Source organism: Streptomyces smyrnaeus, assembly GCF_017676345.1.
Lineage (GTDB): Bacteria > Actinomycetota > Actinomycetes > Streptomycetales > Streptomycetaceae > Streptomyces > Streptomyces smyrnaeus.
This window is the reverse complement of the sequence record NZ_JAFFZM010000002.1, coordinates 544,616-563,961: the sequence shown is the minus strand read 5'-3', so window position 1 is coordinate 563,961 and position 19,346 is coordinate 544,616. Positions and strand designations below refer to the sequence as shown.

The 19,346-nt window shown below is 71.6% G+C and carries 15 protein-coding genes and 1 pseudogene; 3 read left to right on the top strand and 13 right to left on the bottom strand.

The window, feature by feature from the left end:
* Window positions 1–18: 18 nt before the first annotated feature.
* From JW613_RS05985 to bldG, 5 genes are all read right to left on the bottom strand, one after another.
* Entirely contained in the window at window positions 19–1,620 is a 1,602-nt protein-coding gene (locus JW613_RS05985) for a DUF7059 domain-containing protein (RefSeq protein ID WP_209209607.1), read from the bottom strand.
* A 168-nt stretch (window positions 1,621–1,788) separates the two neighbouring features.
* Window positions 1,789–2,361, bottom strand: a complete 573-nt coding sequence (locus tag JW613_RS05980) for a small secreted protein (protein ID WP_209209606.1) — start codon at window positions 2,359–2,361, stop codon at window positions 1,789–1,791.
* Between the two features lie 429 nt (window positions 2,362–2,790).
* On the bottom strand, window positions 2,791–5,226 hold the full coding sequence (locus JW613_RS05975; protein ID WP_209209605.1) for a sodium-translocating pyrophosphatase: 2,436 nt from the start codon (window positions 5,224–5,226) through the stop codon (window positions 2,791–2,793).
* Window positions 5,227–5,807: 581 nt separating this feature from the next.
* Complete coding sequence (locus JW613_RS05970) at window positions 5,808–6,395, bottom strand: ATP-binding protein (RefSeq protein ID WP_209209604.1); 588 nt, start codon at window positions 6,393–6,395, stop codon at window positions 5,808–5,810.
* Window positions 6,396–6,529: 134 nt separating this feature from the next.
* Entirely contained in the window at window positions 6,530–6,871 is a 342-nt protein-coding gene (gene bldG, locus JW613_RS05965; RefSeq protein WP_016473000.1) for an anti-sigma factor antagonist BldG, read from the bottom strand.
* Between the two features lie 190 nt (window positions 6,872–7,061).
* Between bldG and JW613_RS05960 the strand changes: the two genes are divergently transcribed.
* Window positions 7,062–9,659 (top strand): DEAD/DEAH box helicase, encoded by a 2,598-nt coding sequence (locus JW613_RS05960; RefSeq protein ID WP_245225039.1) that lies wholly within the window; start codon window positions 7,062–7,064, stop codon window positions 9,657–9,659.
* A 149-nt stretch (window positions 9,660–9,808) separates the two neighbouring features.
* On the opposite strand, the pseudogene JW613_RS36730 reads toward JW613_RS05960, so the two are convergent.
* The 7 genes and pseudogenes from JW613_RS36730 to ssd form a co-directional block, all read right to left on the bottom strand.
* Window positions 9,809–10,006, bottom strand: a pseudogene (locus tag JW613_RS36730) (Rv3654c family TadE-like protein); the annotation flags it as partial.
* Between the two features lie 55 nt (window positions 10,007–10,061).
* The gene (locus tag JW613_RS05950) at window positions 10,062–10,541 is read right to left on the bottom strand and encodes a TadE family type IV pilus minor pilin (RefSeq protein WP_307865800.1); all 480 of its coding nucleotides are present in this window, start codon (window positions 10,539–10,541) and stop codon (window positions 10,062–10,064) included.
* Between the two features lie 7 nt (window positions 10,542–10,548).
* A complete protein-coding gene (locus JW613_RS05945; RefSeq protein ID WP_209209682.1) occupies window positions 10,549–10,746 on the bottom strand; it encodes a DUF4244 domain-containing protein in 198 nt (65 codons plus the stop codon).
* A gap of 135 nt (window positions 10,747–10,881) precedes the next feature.
* A complete protein-coding gene (locus JW613_RS05940; protein ID WP_307865799.1) occupies window positions 10,882–11,553 on the bottom strand; it encodes a type II secretion system F family protein in 672 nt (223 codons plus the stop codon).
* 179 nt (window positions 11,554–11,732) lie between these two features.
* Window positions 11,733–12,749, bottom strand: a complete 1,017-nt coding sequence (locus JW613_RS05935) for a type II secretion system F family protein (RefSeq protein WP_372447905.1) — start codon at window positions 12,747–12,749, stop codon at window positions 11,733–11,735.
* Between the two features lie 38 nt (window positions 12,750–12,787).
* Window positions 12,788–14,188, bottom strand: coding sequence for a TadA family conjugal transfer-associated ATPase (locus JW613_RS05930; RefSeq protein ID WP_307865808.1), 1,401 nt, complete (start codon window positions 14,186–14,188; stop codon window positions 12,788–12,790).
* 35 nt (window positions 14,189–14,223) lie between these two features.
* Window positions 14,224–15,441, bottom strand: coding sequence for a septum site-determining protein Ssd (ssd, locus tag JW613_RS05925; protein WP_209209600.1), 1,218 nt, complete (start codon window positions 15,439–15,441; stop codon window positions 14,224–14,226).
* 453 nt (window positions 15,442–15,894) lie between these two features.
* Between ssd and JW613_RS05920 the strand changes: the two genes are divergently transcribed.
* Window positions 15,895–16,740: an HAD family hydrolase gene (locus JW613_RS05920; protein ID WP_185017777.1), complete on the top strand. Its 846-nt coding sequence runs from the start codon at window positions 15,895–15,897 to the stop codon at window positions 16,738–16,740.
* A 535-nt stretch (window positions 16,741–17,275) separates the two neighbouring features.
* On the opposite strand, the gene JW613_RS05915 is transcribed toward JW613_RS05920, so the two are convergent.
* On the bottom strand, window positions 17,276–18,151 hold the full coding sequence (locus JW613_RS05915; RefSeq protein ID WP_209209599.1) for a Fic family protein: 876 nt from the start codon (window positions 18,149–18,151) through the stop codon (window positions 17,276–17,278).
* A 106-nt stretch (window positions 18,152–18,257) separates the two neighbouring features.
* On the opposite strand from JW613_RS05915, the gene JW613_RS05910 reads away from it, so the two are divergent.
* The gene (locus JW613_RS05910) at window positions 18,258–19,259 is read left to right on the top strand and encodes an ATP-binding protein (RefSeq protein ID WP_209209598.1); all 1,002 of its coding nucleotides are present in this window, start codon (window positions 18,258–18,260) and stop codon (window positions 19,257–19,259) included.
* The last annotated feature ends 87 nt before the right edge of the window (window positions 19,260–19,346 follow it).

Sequence of the window (19,346 nt, the reverse complement as noted above, 5' to 3'; positions counted from 1 at the left end):
ACCGCGCTACGGCCGCCGTCAGTCCACCACCGGCGACAGGAACCCCTGCTCGACCAGGAGCCTGATCGACTCCGGCGTACGCGCCCGCAGCTCGGCCGGGTCCTCGCCGAGCAACTGGCCGATGGCGTCCAGGATCCGCCCCGCGCTCAGCGTCCCGTCGCACACCCCGGCGAACCCGGCACCGACCGTGTCCACCGTCGTCGCCCGCCGCATCCCGCGGTTCTGCCGCAGCACCACGTACTCGGGGTCCTCCGCGCCCGGCGCTCCCACCTGTTCCTGCACCACCTCGTCCGCGAGCACGAAGCGGTGCTCCAGCAGCGCCCCGTCGTGCGTACGGCGCAGAAAGTCCTGCCGCTCGAAGTGCTCCCGGATCACCTCGCCGAGAGGCTGCTCGACCGGGTGCGGCCACTCCTCGGCGAGCACCGAGGGGCGCTCGGCGTCCGTGCGCCGCAGCACGACCCAGCCGAAACCGACGGCCTTGGTGCCCCGCGCCGCGAACTCCTCCAGCCAGGCGTCGTAGCGCGCCGCGTACGCGGCCGGATCGCCCTGGTGGTCCCCCGCGTCGCGCAGCCACAGCTCCGCGTACTGGGTGACGTCCTGGACCTCCCGCTGGACGATCCACGCGTCGCACCCGGGCGGCACCCATCCGCAGACGCGCTCGCGCCAGTCCGCACCCTCCTGGTGCTCCCAGTTGGCCAGCAGCTGGCAGTAGCCGCCCGGGGCCAGCTGGCGGGCCGCCTGCTGGACGAGGGTGCGGCACATGTCGTCACCCGCCATGCCACCGTCCCGATAGGTGAGCCGGGCGCCCGGGGAGATCACGAAGGGCGGGTTGGAGACGATGAGATCGTACGGTTCCTCGTCCGCCACCGGCTCGAACAGCGAGCCCTCCCGCAACTCCGGTTCCGGGGCACCCGACAGCGCCAGGGTCAGGCGCGCGAACCGCAGCGCGCGCGCATTGACGTCCGTGGCGGTGACGTGCGTCGCGAAACGACTGGCGTGCAGCGCCTGGATCCCCGACCCGGTGCCGAGGTCGAGCGCGCGGGCGACAGGGGTGGGGACCATCAGCCCGGCAAGGGTCGTGGAAGCGCCTCCGACGCCGAGTACGACGTCCTGGCCGGGACTTCCCTCACCGGCCTCGCGCGGACCGCCCACGCCGCCGGCACCGCCGACTGCGCATACCCGGTCGCTGACGATCCACCAGTCCTCGCCCCCCGGGCCGCTGTAGGGGCGCACATCGACGGTGGCACGTACGGCGGCGGGGGTGTCGGTGGCCGCGGGGGTGTCGGCGGCGGCGTCGCCCTGGAGCGGGTCCGCACCCGGCGCCCGTTCCAGCCAGCGATCGGACAGCGCCTCGTCGACGGGCAGCACGGCCCGCGCGCTGCCGTACGGCACCGCCTGCTGCAGCAGGAAGAGCCGCGTCAGCGTCTCCAACGGGCCCCCGCCGCGGGTGGCGCGCAGCGCCGGGACGGTCTCACCACGGGCGAGCGCCGCGTAGGCGGAGGCGCCCAGTACGTCGAGGAGACCATCGGCGGTGAACCCGGCCGCGGTCAGCGCCTCCCGCAGTCGGCGGGTGCTCTCGGTCGTGGGCTCGGGAAGTGCGTCAGTGCTCACCCGCGCCATTCTCCTTCGCTCCCGGGCCGCCTTGCCTTCGGGGGCATGGGGGATCGCGCTTGCATGGGCATCAGGACCGCGCCTTCGACGGCCTGTGGAGCCTTCGACGACGTAGGGGCCTTCGACGGCGTGAGGGTTCGACGAGGCAGGGATTCGACGGCGTGGGTGACCGCGTCCTCAGGACCCGTCCTTGGTGACGCCCGTCTTCTTGCAGCTCTCCTGCTCGGCCATCGCCTTGCCGACCTCGCCCTTCTGGAGCCGCTGGAGCGCCTTGTCGCCGCTCTGCCCCAGGGACTTGAGTTTGGCCGCCAGCTTGTCGAGGCCCTCGTCGAACTTGTCGCCCGTGGGCAGCTTCTCGGCGGCGACCTTGAGTTCCTGGTACTCGCCGGAGATGCGGTTCAGCTCCTTGACGGCGTCCTTCTGGAGCTTCTCGCCGTCCTCCACGGGCGGAGCACCCGCCTTCTTGACCGCGCGTGCCATCGCCTTGTAGGCGTCGGAGACCTTCTGGAAACCGGCGGCGTCGGCCTTCTTGACCTCCTCGGGCGGCTTGCTCGCCTGTGACGCCTCCGCGATCGAGGCATTGGCCTGATCGATCTTGTTGAGCTGGGGCTGGAGGTCGTCGCAGACCTGCTTGGCCCAGTCGTCCGTCTTGCCACTGTCGTCGCTGCAACCAGTCAGCGCGAGCACGAGCGCCGCACCGCTGGACAGCGCCGCCGCGAGCTTCTTGTTCACCGGATCGGTCCCTTCCATGGCTGTTCGGCCCGGAACATACACGCCAGGGAGGGAGTGACGGCGAGCCGGAAGAACCCTATGTCTACTATTGCAGCCATTTGCACCAACAGTGCGGTGCGACATTGCAGACATTCTTCTGTACCCGGCGGGGGCACGCGGAGCATCCGACGGGGAGCGAACCGGGCGCACACAGCGGCGGGCGGGACGTCAAAACGCCCCGCCCGCCGACCGGTTGACTCTCGCTGTGCCACTTTCGTAGTGCGATTCTCGTTGTGCGGCTTTCGCTGTGCGACGTCCGCTGTGCGGCTTTCGCCGTGTGACTTTTCCTACGTGACTGCCGCTGTGCGATGGCTGCCCGCGTGCGACTGCCGTGCACGGCTGCCGCCACGAGCCGTCGCCGTGCCGGCCCATCGGTGTGAGCGACCGTCAGGTGACGCCGTCAGGTGGCTAGGAGGCAGCCACCGGGTCCACCGGGTCCGCCGGATCGGCCGGAGGCTGAGGCGGCTTGATCGTCCGCTCGGCCGGGCTCTCCTCCGTCACGGCGACACCGCGGCGCTTGGAGATGTAGACGGCGCCGACGATGACCGCCACGGCCACCATCGAGACCACCACCCGCACGCCCACGCTCTTGTCCTGGCCGTAGCTGAACTGCACGACGGCGGGCGCGATCAGCAGGGCCACCAGGTTCATCACCTTCAGCAGCGGGTTGATCGCCGGGCCTGCGGTGTCCTTGAACGGGTCGCCGACCGTGTCGCCGATGATGGTGGCCTCGTGGGCCTCGCTGCCCTTGCCTCCGTGGTGGCCGTCCTCCACCAGCTTCTTCGCGTTGTCCCAGGCGCCGCCCGAGTTCGCGAGGAAGACGGCCATCAGGGTGCCGGCGCCGATCGCGCCCGCCAGGAACGCCGCCAGCGCGCCCACCCCGAAGGTGAAGCCGACCAGGATCGGCGCCATCACGGCCAGCAGCCCCGGCGTCGTCAGCTCGCGCAGCGCGTCCTTGGTGCAGATGTCCACGACCCGGCCGTACTCCGGCTTCTCGGAGTAGTCCATGATCCCGGGGCGCTCCCGGAACTGCCGCCGCACCTCGTAGACGACCGAACCGGCCGAGCGGGAGACGGCGTTGATGGCCAGCCCCGAGAAGAGGAAGACCACCGCGGCCCCGAACATCAGCCCGACGAGCGTGCTGGGCTGTGCGATGTCCACCAGCTCCAGCATCTTGCCCGCTTCCTGGTCCGCGTCGGCCAGTGCGTGGGCCAACTCGGTGCGGTACGAACCGAAGAGCGCGGCGGCGGCGAGCACGGCCGTGGCGATGGCGATGCCCTTGGTGATCGCCTTGGTGGTATTGCCCACCGCGTCCAGGTCGGTGAGCACCTGCGCGCCCGCGCCCTCGACGTCGCCGGACATCTCGGCGATGCCCTGCGCGTTGTCGGAGACGGGACCGAAGGTGTCCATCGCGACGATCACACCGACGGTGGTCAGCAGCCCGGTGCCGGCCAGCGCCACGGCGAACAGCGCCAGCATCACGGTGCCGCCGCCCAGCAGGAAGGCTCCGTAGACGCTCAGGCCGATCAGCAGGGCCGTGTAGACGGCCGACTCCAGGCCCAGCGAGATGCCGGACAGCACGACGGTCGCCGGCCCCGTCAGCGAGGTCCTGCCGATGTCCCGTACGGGCTTGCGGGAGGTCTCGGTGAAGTAACCGGTCAGCTGCTGGATCACGGCGGCGAGCACGATGCCGATGGCGACGGCCACGATGGCCAGGATGCGCGGATCACCGCTGTGTCCGAGGATCTCCTGCGCGTCGTCGCCGGAGACGCCCTTGAGGTCCGCGTAGCTGGAGGGCAGGTACGCGAACGCGGCGATGGCCACCAGCACGAGCGAGATCACGGCCGAGATGAAGAAGCCGCGGTTGATCGCCGTCATCCCGCTGCGGTCGGCGCGGCGCGGCGCCACGGCGAACACCCCGAGCATGGCGGTGATCACGCCGATGGCGGGAACGATCAGCGGGAAGATCAATCCCTCGTTGCCGAAGACGGCCGTGCCCAGAATGAGCGCGGCCACCAGCGTCACCGCGTACGACTCGAACAGGTCGGCCGCCATACCGGCGCAGTCCCCGACGTTGTCGCCGACGTTGTCCGCGATGGTGGCGGCGTTGCGCGGGTCGTCCTCGGGGATCCCCTGTTCGACCTTGCCCACGAGGTCGGCGCCGACATCGGCGGCCTTGGTGAAGATGCCGCCGCCGACTCGCATGAACATCGCGATCAACGCGGCACCGAGACCGAAGCCCTCCAGCACCTTCGGTGCGTCGGCCGCGTAGACGAGCACCACGCACGCGGCACCCAGCAGGCCGAGCCCGACGGTGAACATTCCGACGACACCACCGGTACGAAAAGCGATCTTCATCGCTTTGTGGGAAACAGCGGTGAGATCACCGGACGGTTCCGCCGCACCCGGCGCCGGGGTCGCCTCACGCGCAGCAGCAGCAACACGCACATTGCTGCGTACCGCGAGCCACATGCCGATATAACCCGTGGCCGCCGAGAAACCTGCCCCGACCAGGAAGAACAACGAACGGCCGATCCGCTGTTCCATATCATCGGCCGGCAACAGCATGAGCAGGAAGAAGACAACCACCGCGAATACGCCGAGGGTGCGCAACTGCCGCGCCAGGTAGGCGTTCGCGCCTTCCTGAACGGCGGCAGCGATCTTCTTCATGCTGTCGGTGCCTTCGCCCGCGGCGAGCACTTGTCGTACCAACACCATGGCGACGCCGAGCGCTGCGAGCGCGACAACCGCGATCACGATCGCGAGTCCCCGGTTGCCACTGGTCAGTTCTGCGGCGTCCGCGAGGTGCTGGGGGTGGTGAAGTGGGCTGAGATGCCCCGCCATTCGTCCTCCTTGACGTTTGGCACATGGGCGCGCGCAAGCACGCTCAGGCGTCCTGCTGCAAAGATGTGGACGGATTGTAGGGAGCGCCACTAGATCAAAACAGAGCGCAGCAGCGAGAATTCGCCGGGATCGGCGAAGATCAGCCGTACGGGAAGCGGATAATTCGCTCGCACGAGGGAATGTGCAAATTCAACTGACCCCGGGAAAACGATCTATCGAGTGAACGAAGAAATCCGGTACGACTGGTTTAGGCGCTGGTCAGAAACAGCGAACGAGATCTTACGAAGATCGGAAACAAAGATCGCGGAAAAGCACGCGAAGGGGTGACCGAAGATCCAGAACCCCGCCCAGGCGTCGCCTCGATGTGGCGGGGTATGACGGGTGAGGATGTGGAGCTTCAGGGGGAGTTTTGGGGAGGACGTGCTTCGGGCCCGGCACAGACCGCCGTCCCGAGCTGCAGCCCTACCGCTTCGGGGCGCGCTTGCGGGCCCCGGGGACTCCGGGGCCCCGAGACGAGGACATGGCCCGCCCACGGCCCGGGTACGGGGGCACAGGGCTCCGATACGGGGGCACAGGGGGGCTCAGGGAAGGACGGGCTCCGTCGTGGGCCAGCTCATCCGGATGACGCCGCCGTTCTCGTCGGTCGTCACCTCGACGTCGTCCACCAGCCCGCTGATCACCGCGAGCCCCATCTCGCCGTCACCCTCGTCCTCCTCGGGTACCGGCTCGGGGATCTCGTCCCGCGCTCCGGGCATCAGCGCTCCGTCGGCTTCCACCAGACCGCCGCCGCCCCCGCCGGCGGGACCGTTGCCGTTCCCGTTGGCCGTGGCCTTCGCCTTGGCGTCGGACGTGGCTCCGGCCTGCGGCGGCGCCGAGGCTCCGGCGCCCAGAGTGCCGCCGGGCAGGGTGAAACGCCGGTGCGGCGCCTCGTCCCCCACCTCGATCGAGAACTTCTTCTCGTCCTCGATGAGCGACACCCGCACCGGGCTGCCGATGCCGTGGCTCATGTGCAGCCCCACGGCACGCGTGCACGCCTCGCCGACGGCCAGCCGCACCTCGTCGAGCACGGCTTCGTCGACCCCGGCCCGCCGCGCCACGGCGGCGGCCACCAGCCGCGCCGTACGGACGTGCTCCGGCAGCGCACTGAAGAGCAGCTCAACGGTGGCCATGCCATCCCCCTCGGTCTTCCCTGAGTGTCTGTGTGGTCCGTCCGGGGCTCGGAGCCCGATCCCGACGGCCGCCCACCAGTCAACCGGCAAGCCGCCGGACCACCCCACGCGGGGGCGGACCGACGGCCCGCACATCAGTCAGTGGCCGCTACGGCCTCGTCGACCGAGGAATGGATCGGGAACACCTTCGTCAGACCGGTGATCCGGAAGATCTTGAGAATGCGCTCCTGGTTGCAGACCAGGCGCAGCGAGCCCTCGTGGGCACGCACCCGCTTGAGCCCACCGACGAGCACGCCGAGCCCGGTGGAGTCGAGGAAGTCGACGCCCTCCATGTCCACGACGAGGTGGTAGCTGCCGTCGTTTACGAGCTCGACCAGTTGCTCGCGCAGCTTGGGCGCGGTGTATACATCAATCTCGCCACCGACCTCGACGATCGTGCGATCGCCGACGGTACGGGTCGACAGGGACAGGTCCACGGATCCTCCAGCACCTTGCTATCGAGCGGTCAGCCCCCTCGGTTCTCCCTCCCCCTGCCCTGACGGAGGGAGGTACCCCCAAAGGACAGGGGACGGATCGGCAGCCGCAGAGGCATTCAATCACTTACCAGCAGGCGAGGACGACGCCTTGCGGCCATTGTCCGCCTCGCCAGTGACACACTCGGTACCGATGGCCAACGAACAGCACACCCGGTCCGCGAGCGTACGCCCGCGAGTCGAGCCCCGCCGCTCGGCCTCCAGCGGCGACCCTCGGGATGTGCTGGCTCGTCTTACCAGGGGGCCGGACCGCGCCGGGCGTGTCACCCATACGGAGCACTTGCCCCCGCGAAACGGTCGCCATGCGCAATGGCCCGACCGGATCCGTCCGGAAGTGATCGATGCCGTGCAACACGCGGGCATCGACCGTCCCTGGGAGCACCAGGCCAGCGCCGCCGCGCACGCCCTGGACGGCGAGTCGGTGATCATTGCCACAGGCACCGCCTCCGGGAAATCCCTCTCCTACCTCGTCCCCGTACTGAGCACTCTGCTGGACGGCTCGGAGGCCCCGAACGGCCGCGGCGCCACCGCGCTCTACCTCGCCCCCACCAAGGCGCTCGCCGCCGACCAGCGGCGTGCCGTCACCGATCTGGCCGCCCCCCTGGGCACGGCGGTACGGGCCGCTGTCTTCGACGGGGACACACCGGTCGAAGAGCGCGAATGGGTGCGGCTGTACGCCAACTACGTCCTCACCAATCCCGACATGCTCCACCGCGGCCTGCTGCCCGGCCACACCCGTTGGTCCTCCTTCTTGCGCGCGCTGCGCTACGTCGTCATCGACGAGTGCCACACCTACCGCGGCGTCTTCGGCTCCCACGTGGCCCAGGTGCTGCGCCGACTGCGCCGACTGTGTGCCCGCTACGGCTCCGAGCCCGTCTTCCTGCTCGCCTCCGCCACCTCGGCCGCGCCGGGCGAGGGGGCCGCCCGGCTCACCGGGGTACGGCCCGTCGAGATCACCGAGGACACCTCCCCACGGGGTGAGACGGTCTTCGCGCTGTGGGAGCCGCCGCTGACCGAGCTGGAGGGCGAGCGCGGCGCCCCCGTCCGCCGCACCGCCACCGCCGAGGCCGCCGAGCTCCTCACCGACCTCACCGCCCAGGGCGTACGCACCGTCGCCTTCGTCCGCTCCCGTCGCGGTGCCGAGCTGATCTCCCTCATCGCTCAGGACCGCCTGGCCGCCGTCCCCGCCCCCCGCCGACCCGGCACCGCCGAGGAAGCCCCGACGGGGGCCGACGGGGCCAGCCGGGCCGACGGGGCCGGGCCGGCCGAGGTCACCGCCACGGTGCCGGACGAAGTCGGCGCTGCGGGGCCGGGCGAGGACGGAGCCGAGAGACCGGACAGGGGCGGAGCCGCGGGGTCCGGCCCGGGCGGCGTGGTGTCGGCGGGTGGTCGGCGAGGTGGGCTGTCCTCACGGATCGCGGCCTACCGCGGCGGCTATCTGCCCGAGGAACGGCGCGCCCTGGAGCGGGCACTGCACACCGGCGAGCTGCTGGGGCTCGCCGCCACGAACGCGCTGGAACTCGGCATCGACATCTCAGGGCTGGATGCCGTCCTCATCACCGGTTATCCCGGCACCCGCGCCTCCCTCTGGCAGCAGGCCGGCCGGGCCGGGCGGGCCGGCCAGGGGGCGCTGGCCATCATGATCGCCCGGGACGAACCGCTGGACACCTATCTCGTCCACCACCCCGACTCTGTCTTCCGCACCCCCGTCGAGTCCACCGTCCTGGACCCGCACAACCCCTATGTCCTGGCTCCCCACCTGTGCGCAGCCGCAGCCGAGATCCCGCTCACCGAGGCCGACTTCGACCTCTTCGGTCCCGAGACCGCACAGCTGCTGAGCAAGCTCGAACAGCGCAAGCTGCTCCGCCGCCGCAGCTCCGGCTGGCACTGGACCCGCAAGGAGCGCGCCGCCGATCTGACCGACATCCGCGGCAGCGGCGGAAAGCCGGTGCAGGTCGTGGAGGCCGGTACGGGCCGGCTGCTGGGCACCGTCGACGCCGGCGCCGCGCACACCACCGTCCACGAGGGCGCGGTCCATCTGCACCAGGGCCGTACCTATGTGGTGCGACAGCTCGACCTGGATGACTGCGCCGCGCTCGTCGAGGAAGCCAGCCCGCCCTGGACCACGATGGCCCGCGACACCACCTCGCTCGCCGTGCTGGAGACGGAGGCCGAGGTCCCCTGGGGCGAGGCCCGGCTGTGCTTCGGCTCCGTCGAGGTCACCAACCAGGTCGTCTCCTATCTGCGCCGCCGTCTGATCACCGGAGAGGTGCTCGGCGAGACCAAGCTGGACCTGCCGCCCCGCACCCTGCGCACCCGCGCCGTGTGGTGGACCGTCACCGAGGATCAGCTCGACGCCGCCCGGATCAACCCGGAGATCCTCGCCGGCTCGCTGCACGCCGCGGAGCACGCCGCCATCGGCATGCTGCCGCTGTTCGCCACCTGCGACCGCTGGGACATCGGCGGTGTCTCCATCGCCCTGCATCCCGACACCCTCCTTCCCACCGTCTTCGTCTACGACGGCCAGCCCGGCGGGGCCGGCTTCGCCGAACGGGCCTTCCACACCGCCCGTGCGTGGTTGACCGCCACCCGCGACGCCATCGCCGCCTGCGAGTGCGAGGCGGGCTGCCCCTCCTGCATCCAGTCGCCCAAGTGCGGCAACGCCAACGACCCGCTCCACAAGCGCGGCGCCATCCGGCTCCTCACCGAACTTCTCCGCTCCGCCATCTGACGTCCCTCCTCCACCCCGGCCGAACCGTCCCCGAACTCGCCTTCCGAGCCGTCGCCCCGCTGGGACGGAGGGTCACGCGGGTCGTCGGCCGGGCCCGCGCGGGACCGGACCCGTGAGCTGTACGGGCCCCAGCGCACCCCCGCGTCCAGGTCCGCGACCTCTCCCCGGACCGCGCACCGGGCCACCCGCGCATCCTGTGCCCGCGCCACCCGGCGCGCCGCCGCGCAGGCCCGTGCCGGGCCCGCCGCCGCCCGCTCGGCGGCCGCGAGCGCCGCCAGGTCGGCGACGGCACCCGCCCGGTGCCGTACATACACCGCCTGGCCGAACCCCAGCACCGCCGCGAACACCCCGCACAGCACCACCACGCTCAGCGCCGCCCACACCGAGGCCGACCCCCGGTCGCTACGGAGCCTCGCCACCCCCTGCCCTCCTCTCGTTCAAGGCGACCGCCTCCGACCGCAGCTCCACCGACAGCGGCCCCGGGCCGACCGTTCTCGCCCGCACCGCGACCCTCACCAGTTCGCCCTCCCTCGTCATCTCCACCCGGGCACCGGGCGGCCCCACCGACCGCACAGCTCGCGCCACGGCACCCTCGGGCTCGCCCCGCGCCGCCACCCGGGCCCCGGCCCGCGCGGCGTCCACACACTGGATTCGCGACACCGCGGCCATCAGCCCCCACAGCAGCCCGGCCACCAGCAGCACCAGTGCCGGAATCACCACGGCCGCCTCGGCCGTCACATAGCCCGCGCACGGATCGCTCCCCCGTAACCGTTCGCCCCGCCTCGCGTCCCGGCCCAGGCCCCGGCCCACGTCTCCGGGGCCTACGTCGCCGGGGTCGACGTTGCCGGGGTCGACGTTGCCGGGGCCGACGTCGCCAGCCACGGTCCGCTCAGAACGGCGCACGGAGTGCCCGCTCGACGAGCCCCTGCAACTCGGCACCCACCGGGCCGCTGTTGACGACCTTGTAGAGCACCGCGGCCAAGGCGACTGCCGCGAGCGTGCCCATCGCGTACTCCGCCGTACTCATCCCCCTGTCCCCGCAAGCCCTCCGTACCGCCCGGGCCCTCTCCCGCAACCGCCGCCGCATCTTCCCCAACACCGCCATGTCCTTCCTCACTTCGCACCCGGCTCCGCCGCCGACTCTTCTGCCGCTCTTCTGCTGATCTGCTGTCGGTCCGCCGGCGTCTGCTGCCGTTCTGGTTCCGGCGTTCTTCCGGCGGGCTCACCACAGCGACCGTGCGAGCCCCAGCAGTACGGGCACCACACCGACCGTCAGGAACGCCGGCAGGAAGCACAGCCCCAGCGGCCCGGTGACCAGCACCGCCGCCCGTCGCGCGCGGCTGCCGGCGGCCCGCGCCCGGCTGCCGCGCAGCTCGGCCGCCAGCCGGGTCACGGACTCCACCGCCGGCACCCCGGCCACCCCCGCCCGCTCCATGCACCGGGCGAACTGCACCCCCCACGGCCGTTCCGCGAACCGGCCCCACACCAGCGCCGGTTCGGCTCCCAGCCGCAGCTCCGTCGCGGCCCGCGCCAGCCGATCTCCCAACGGGCCTCCCAGCGAGCCCCCGACAGCCTCCGCCGCACGTTCCGGGCCGGCACCCGCCGCAAGGCAGGCGGCCATCAGCTCCGCGGCCAGCGGCAGCTGCGCCTCGGCGGCCCGCTCCGCCGCGCTCCGGGTGTCCTCCGCATCGGCCTGCCGCCGCAGCCATCGCCAGGTGCCCCAGGCAGCCGCGCCGCCCATCACCCACCCCACCGGGCCGCCGATCAACAACACCCCCAGCACCCCGGCACCAGCGACGCCCGCGCCCTCCCGCACCCGCCTCGCCCCCAGCGCTGCCTCCCACTTCCGTCCGGCCGCCCACCGGCGGCCCCGGCCCGGTGGCTCCCCCGCCACCACGCTTCCCCTCGCGGCGTCCCTCGCCGGACCGCACAACAGATGCGCTCGCCGGCGTACTGCCTTCTCCCGCTGGACCACCTCCACAACTCCCCGCACGCACCAGGCCGTCGCCAGCACCGCCGTTACGGTCGGGCCCCACATCCACACCCTGGGGACAACCTCCGCCCACCCGACACTCACCCCGACCAACTCCCCGTCGGGCCCGCCGCTCGCTCCGTCGGCGCCATCCCGCCCTTCGTCGGTGCCGCCCCGTCCCTCGTCGGTTTCGCGCCGTGGTCCGTCGGCTTCGCCTCGCTCGTCCTTCCGGGTTCCTCGGCGCCTTCGGCGGAGCGCACGATGCGGGCGACCCAGAGCAGCCCGGCCCACTCCAGCAACAGTCCGACCGTCAGACAGAGGAAACCGGCAGGGGTGTGCAGCAGGATCCACAACGGATCGGCCTCCATGGCCGCGCCCATGGCCAGTCCGAAGACGGGCAGCAGCGCGAGCACCAGTGCGGTGGAGCGGGGACCGGCCAGTTGTGTGCGCAACTCTTCGCGCTGCTCCCCTCGGGCGCGCACTGCTGCGGCCACCTTCTCCAGCCCCTCGGCCAGCCCCGCCCCGCCTTCGACCGCCACCTGCCAGCAGGCTGCTGCCCCGGCCAGCCCTTCGGCGCCGGGCAGCAGTGCCGCCTGCCGTAGCGCCCCGGGTACGTCACCGCCGAACCGGGCCGCGGCCAGAACCGCTGCGCCCTCGTCCCCGAAGCGCCACACCACGGTGCGGTCGACTGCCAGCAGCGCGCCGTCGGGCTGCCGTCCCGCTCGCAGTTCCCCCGCCGCTGCCGCACACAGCTCCACCACGGCTCCTTCGCGCTCCTGCGCCGCCCGGTCGGCGGCGCGCCGCCGCAGTCGGCTGCGTACCAGGGGAACAGCGGCCAGCGCGGCCAACAGCGGGATCCACGACCGCCCCAGCAGTGCCACCAGGACTCCTGCCGGCAGGCACCACCACTCGGGACCGGCCCGCTCGCCCAGGCGGCGACGCGCCGCCGCAGTGGCCTGCCGCCACCAGCGGGGCGGCTCGAAGGCCGACCGTCGTGCCGCTGCCTCTCCTCCGCCCGCGAGCAACAGCCTGGCCCGCCGCGCTCCGTTCTGCCGTCCCGTCATCAACCAGGCCGCCGCCCCCGCGCACACCATTGCCGCGTACGCGGCGTATGCCACAGCAGGCTCCGTCCCAGCCGGTCCGCCGGTCGCCCCCGTCATCGAACGCTCCTTTGAGATGGCGCCGCTGCCCACCGCTGCCACGGCCCCGCTGCCGCACCGCTCCGTGCACGGGCCGACTCTCCTGCCACGACCGCAGGCGACCGCCTGTCGGTGCCGCCGTGGGTGGAGTCGCCGGTGGTGCCGTCGTTCGGAGGGAGCACACTCCCCCCGCCGTCGTCGGCGTGGCGCCGTGCGCACAGCTCTTCCAGTTGCCGCCAGCCTCGTTCGGGTACGAATCCGCTCGCTGCGGCTGCGCTCCGACGGTCGTGCGGGCCGCTCCACACGGCGGCCGGTACCGTCGTCACCAGCCCGGCGGCATCCCGCTCCAGCACATGGATCTGTGCGATCCGGCGGGTGCCGTCGCGTCCCCGGACCAGATGCACGATCACATCCAGCGCGGCCGCCAACTGGCTGTGCAGCGCCGCCCTGTCGAGTCCCGCGGTGCTGCCCAGGGCCTCGAGCCGGGCCGGGACATCGGTGGCGGCGTTCGCGTGCACGGTGCCGCAGCCGCCCTCATGACCGGTGTTCAAAGCAGCCAGCAAGTCCGTCACTTCCGGCCCCCGTACCTCTCCCACGACGAGCCTGTCGGGCCGCATGCGCAGCGCCTGCCGTACCAGGTCGCGCAGTTCCACCCGGCCCACGCCCTCCTGGTTGGCCGGGCGTGCCTCCAGTCGCACCACATGGGGGTGGTCGGGGCGCAGCTCCGCCGAGTCCTCGGCGAGGACGATGCGTTCATCCGGGCCGACCAGCCCCAGCAGGGTGGACAGCAGTGTGGTCTTGCCACAGCCCGTTCCGCCGCTGACGACGAAGGAGAGCCGGGCGTCCAGCACGGCCCGCAGCAGCCGCTCTCCGCCGGGTGGCACCGTCCCCGCGGCGACGAGTTCGTCCAGGCCGAACGCCCGGGGGCGCACCACCCGCAGGGACAGACAGGTGGAGCCCACCGCCACCGGAGGCAGCACCGCGTGCAGCCGGGTGCCGTCCGGGAGTCGGGCGTCGACCCAGGGGCGGGCGTCGTCGAGCCGACGTCCTGCCGAGGTCGCCAGCCGCTGCGCGAGTCTGCGGATGGCGGCGGCGTCGGGAAAACGCACCCGGGTGAGCTCCAGGCCGCGCCCCCTGTCGACCCATACCTGGTCGGGAGCGGTCACCAGCACGTCGGTGACCTCCGGGTCCGCCAGCAGTGGTTCCAGCGGGCCGGCTCCGACGAGTTCGGAACGCAGAGCTTCGACGACGCCCAGCACCGCGCTGTCTCCCATCAGCCGGCCCTGTGCCCGCAGTGCGGCCGCCACCCGCGCCGGGGTCGGTTCGGCTCCGGCCTCGGCGAGGCTGCGCCGCACCGAATCCAGCAGCCGAGCGCCCGCTCCGGCGGTGTCGGTGGACGGCGGCGCCGCGCCCGGCACCCTGACGGCGCCCCGCAAGCTCTTGTCCACCCCGGTCACGCCGCCACCCCTCCCCCGCTGAGTACGCGCTCCCAGAACCCGCCGCAGAAGCGGGCCAGCGCGCCGCCCTTCGCGGAGCCGGGCGGCCTGCCCCGGTCGATGTCCTCCAGCAGGCCGCGCTCCCAGGGCAGTTCCCCGGCCAGTGGCAGTCCGAGAAGACCGGCGACCTCCGCGTCGTCCAGCCCGGAGCCGTGGCCGCGGGCTTCCTGCGGGCCGCCGGGGGGACGCACGACTGCCCGCAGATCGCGGACCACCAGTTGCGTCCGGGCCGCCACCCGGTGCGCCGCTGCGACGGCGCGCAGCTCGGCCGGGACGACGGCCAGCCCGAGGTCGAGTTGCACCAGGGCTTCCGCGACGGTCTCGTCCACCTGTCGGGGGAGGTCGACGACGACCACGCCGCCGTGCCGCCGCGCGGCGGAGAGCACCGACTTCATCGCGTCGGCGGGGACCAGGGCACAATCGCTCCGGTCCCAGCTGAGCACGCTCAGGTCGTGCGAGCGCGGCAGGGACTCGGCAAGAGCCGCGCCGCCGACCCGGCCCCGGGACTCCACGAAGTCCGGCCAGCGCATGCCCTGTGTCCGCTCCGCGCCCAGCAGGATGTCCAGGCCGCCGCCGAGCGGATCGGCGTCGATGAGCGTGGTGCGTTCTCCGGCGCGTGCTGCGGTGAGCGCCAGGGCGCAGGCCAGCGTGGAGGCTCCGGCTCCGCCCCGCCCGCCGACGACCCCGACCGTCAGCGCCGCCTGACCGACTCCTTCCAGGGCATCGGCGATGCGGCCGGTCAGCCAGTTCTCCGCGTCGGGCAGCAGGACGACGCTCTCGGCGCCGACGCGGACGCCGCGCTCCCATACGCCGGGGTCGTCCCAGTCCCGTCCCACCAGCAGCACCCCCGGCCGCCTGGGCACCGCTCCACCCGCGCTCGCCGTGCCGTCGCGTCCGGAGCCGGGGGCGTCGCCGGGGGCAGAGGTGTGTGCAGGGCCCGGGGCGTGTCCGGGGCCTGGGGCGTCGCCGAAGCCGGTGGCGCCGGCGCAGTCGTCGCCGACGAGCACCAGGGGTGCCCGCTCCCAGGAGGCAGCGCCGCTCCAGGCCGCCCACCCCGCCCGGCTCGTCGGGCCGCCGTGCGCGACTTGTGGCTCCGTCCCGGCGGCTGCGCACAGTCGCAGTAGGTCATCGAGAAGTTCCTCGTCCTCGGTGACAATCAGAATGTTTTCGGCCATGCTCCGGACCCTCCCCGTCAGTTGGGCACTCGCGACCGCAAACGGCTGCGGACGCCGACGGGATTCACGGTGCAGCGAACCGGAAAAACTTGTGGATCATGGTCGAAATCTGTGGACAACCCTGAGTCTGTGAATAACTCGCTCACCCAAACCAGTGACTATCGGAGAGCAGCCCTTCGATTACACTCTGTTACAGCTTGGAGGAATCGGGGAGTCCGGTACTGGAAGATCAAAAAAGCCCCGGTCCCTGCGGACCGAGGCGGAAAAAGCCCTCCGGACATGCGACGACCCCCGCCGGGGGGGAGAGCGGGGGTCGTCCCCACGGCCGACTCGGGGGGGGAGGAGTCGGGCCGGGTTAGCACGGTCGCGAACGATCCGTGACTTCCATGGTGTACCCGAGAGCCTTCTCAGGCAAACCCACGCGCCCCAGCTTACGCCGAATGGTGGGCGCCTATGCTCAGAGACGTGGAAAATCTCGCGATGCCTCGGACAGCCGCCTTCTTCGATCTGGACAAGACGGTCATTGCGAAGTCGAGCACGCTCACCTTCGGCAAGTCCTTCTACCAAGGTGGCTTGATCAATCGCCGCGCAGTGCTGCGGACTGCCTACGCGCAGTTCGTATATCTCCTCGGAGGTGCCGATCACGACCAGATGGAGCGGATGCGCGAGTACCTGTCCGGGCTGGCCCGCGGCTGGGACGTCGAGCAGGTCAGGGAGATCGTCGCGGAGACCATCCACGACCTGATCGACCCGATCATCTACGACGAGGCGGCCTCCCTCATCGAGAAGCACCACCTGGCAGGGCGTGACGTGGTGATCGTCTCGTCCTCGGGCGCCGAGGTGGTCGAACCGATCGGCCGGATGATCGGCGCCGACCGCGTGGTCGCCACCCGGATGGTCGTCGAGGAGGGCCGCTTCACCGGGGAGATCGAGTACTACGCCTACGGCCCGACCAAGGCGGAGGCCATCCGGGAGCTGGCGGAGTCCGAGGGGTACGACCTTGCGCGCTGCTACGCCTACAGCGACTCGGTCACGGACCTGCCGATGCTGGAGGCCGTCGGCAACCCGCACGCCGTCAATCCGGACCGGGCGCTGCGCAAGGAAGCACTCACCCGGGACTGGCCGGTGCTGACGTTCTCCCGGCCCGTCCGGCTCAAGCAGCGCATCCCGTCGCTCTCGATGCCGTCCCGCCCGGCGCTTGCGCTGACAGCCGTCGCGGTGGGAGCCGCCGCGGCGACAGCCGGGTTCGTCTGGTTCAACAACCGGCGGCGCCCGACCTCCCCCTTCCGCCCCTTCTGACCGCCCCTTCCGACGCCCTCGCCAGGCTCTACTGACGCCACTCGCGGGGCCTCACCCCGATTCGATGAGTGATGTCCGGTTTCAAGGCGTACGCCCGTAGTTGAGGGCAAAAGTAAAGTTCTAAGGACAGGGCTTCCGTTCGACTCCCGCGCGGAGTACAAAGGAGACAACGGCCCGCGAGACCGACGGCATCCGAGAGGATCCCGTTTCACGCATATGGCCCCACGGACCGGATGCATGAATACCGAGTACCCACGCGACGCACAGCCCGCGATCGGGCAGGTCCCGTCAGGGACGGGCAAAGTCCCACCCTGACGTCCGGACGGAATGTGAGAGCACGCACTGGTAACTCGGTGGACATGCCAGTGACGGCCCCGCCCGCTGTGGCGGGGTCGCCGCATTTTTCCGTCGTCCCACTGCCGTGCGGCGTCCGTGCCTTGCTCTGCCGAGGAAGCCCAGCGACCCCTCGGATCCCTATGACTCACAGGGCCTACGGGCCTCCGAGCCTCCCTCCGGACCTCAGGGCACCAGCCCCTCAGGCCGCTCCCCGTTGCATCGCCTCGCAGACCGCTGCGCTCTCCCGCGCGCCGAGCTCGATCGCCCGTCCGCAGTGCGCGATCCACTCGGTCATCCCTTCGGGTGTTCCCGAGGCATAGCCGGCCAATGCCGTCAGATACGCCTCGCGGCCCAGCTCCGCATGGCCCACCTCGGCCGGACAGATGGCCTTCGGGTCCAGGCCGCTGCCGACCAGTGCGACACGCTCGGCGGCCCGCGCGACCTGCCCGTTGTACGAGCCGAACGGGCGCAGCACCTGCAGTTCACCGTGCACCACCGCTGAGGTGACCAGGGCCGGGGCCTTGGTACTGCCCGTGACGAGTTGCGCGAGGCCCTCCAGTCGGGCAGCGACCTCGTCCGCTCCCGGAAGCTCCAGGCCCAGGTCCGGCCCGTCGACCGGCTCTCCGGGCCGCCGCGGGCGGCCGACCGTGTCCTCGGGCGCCACACCGCCGGCCGCCACCAGATGCAGCCGGGCCAGTACCCGAAGCGGTGACTGCTGCCAGATGTCGAGCAGATGCCCCGCCTCGGCCGTGACGCGGAGCGCCGCGCCCACCGTACGGGCCTCGGACTCGGCGCCGAAGTCGCTGCGACGGCGCACCTCTTCGAGTGCCCAGTCGACGCCTTCCACAGCAGCGGTGGCGCGTGCTCCGCGCAGCGCAGCCTCCGCACTGACTTCGCTGCTGCGGCGGCGCATGATGCGGTGCCCGTAGACCCGGTCGACCGACTTGCGGACGGATTCGACGGCCTCCGGAACGCCCGGCAGCGCGGCGAGAGGGGCCAGCGGGTCGGCTGCGGAGGTGCCGGGCGCCGAGGTCTTCGGCGTGTCGCCGTCCTCGGGGCGAGCGGTGCTACTCATGCGTACGACCCTACGCACCCGGCCGGGCGCCCCAACCCCACGATCGAGTGGTCTTCTTCACTCCCTGCCGCCGATCCACCCCCGGCGGCGGCTTACGCTATTGAACATGAAGATCGCTTTCGTAGGGAAGGGCGGCAGCGGCAAGACGACGCTGTCCTCACTGTTCGTTCGCCACCTCGCCGCCCGGGGCACACCCGTGGTGGCCGTCGACGCCGATATCAACCAGCACATGGGCGCAGCGCTCGGGCTGGACGACGCCGAGGCCGCCGGGCTGCCCGCCATGGGTGCCCACCTGCCGCTCATCAAGGAATACCTGCGAGGCAGCAACCCGCGGATCGCTTCCGCCGAGAAGATGATCAAAACGACGCCCCCCGGCGAAGGCTCCCGGCTGCTCCGCCTGCAAGAGGACAACCCGGTTTACGACGCCTGTGCGCGGCCTGTCGCACTGGACGGCGGAAGCGTCCGACTGCTGGCCACGGGGCCGTTCACCGAGTCGGACCTGGGGGTGGCCTGCTACCACTCCAAGACGGGCGCGGTGGAGCTGCTGTTGAACCATCTCGTCGACGGTCGCGAGGAGTACCTGGTCGTCGACATGACGGCGGGCAGCGACTCCTTCGCCTCCGGGATGTTCACCCGCTTCGACATGACGTTCCTGGTGGCCGAGCCGACCCGCAAGGGCGTCTCCGTCTACCGGCAGTACAAGGAGTACGCGCGGGACTTCGGCGTCCTGCTGCGGGTCGTCGGGAACAAGGTGCAGAGCGCGGACGACGTGGATTTCCTGCGCCAGGAAGTGGGCGACGACCTGCTGGCGACCTTCGGCCACTCCGACTGGGTGCGTGCCATGGAGAAGGGTCGCCCCCGACCCTTCTCCGAGTTGGAGGAGGAGAACTCCCGCTCCCTGGCCGCACTCTACGAGACGGCTGACGCCTCCTACGAACTGCGCGACTGGGAGCGCTACACCCGGCAGATGGTCCACTTCCATCTGCGGAACGCGGAGAGCTGGGGCAACGCCAAGACCGGTGCCGACCTCGCCGCCCAGGTGGACCCCTCGTTCGTGCTGAGCGAGGACCACCCGGAAGCCGCGACCGCTGCTGTCCAGCCCGCCTGACCGCTCGACGACCGGCCGACCGCCGGCTGACCTCTCGCTGACCATCCGCCGACCGCTCATGAAACTGCCGCCGGCTGCCTGGCCCCG